This is a genomic window from Vibrio sp. 1249-1 (assembly GCF_033340495.1).
Window position 1 is genome coordinate 1 of record NZ_JAWOWJ010000561.1, and the last position, 696, is coordinate 696.

Genomic DNA, 696 nt, shown 5'->3' on the forward strand with positions numbered 1-696 from the left:
CATGTTGAACGTTTGGAAGCATGTCTCAAAACACTTCATATTCCTTTACCTGACTGGAGTATAGTTTCCGAGTGGGCTCACTTGGCTACCCTGAAAGATGAACACGCTGGAATCAAAATTCACATTAGCCGCGGAATCGGTGGAAGAGGGTATGGCACTAAGGGCATTGAGTGCCCAATGGTGACCATCTCGAACTTTGCATTTCCTGTCCATTATGTCGACTGGCAACAAAATGGGGTGAATCTGGGGGTATGCGAAACCCGTCTCGGAATTCAGCCTTTGCTGGCAGGGCATAAACACAACAATCGCTTAGAACACGTGCTTGCGAAAGCTGAAATTGAGCACTCTAACTTTGCCGATGCAGTGACGTTAAATGTGCAAAATCATGTCATTGAAACTACAATGGCAAACCTTTTTTGGGTTAAAGATAACAAGGTTTATACGCCTAGCTTAAATTTGTCTGGCGTCGCAGGCGTGATGCGTCGTAAGGTGCTTGAGTTTTTCGAGGCCAATAATACCGAAGTTGAAGTAGGGGATTTTTCTCTGATGGAACTGCTTTCTGCGGATGAAGTATGGATGTGCAACTCACTACTAGGTGTTGCTCCTGTAACGAGCATTACAGCCTCCAATAACCAAAAAACTGTCTTTCCGATAGGAAAACTGACTCAACGACTGCAAGGGAATTTAAATACGTGA

1 protein-coding gene is annotated in these 696 nt (G+C 44.7%); it reads left to right on the forward strand.

Annotated features, from left to right (window positions below; genetic code table 11):
• Nucleotides 1-696: aminodeoxychorismate lyase (gene pabC / locus R7Z50_RS27610; RefSeq protein WP_318149770.1), on the forward strand; the 696-nt coding region annotated here is incomplete at its 5' end.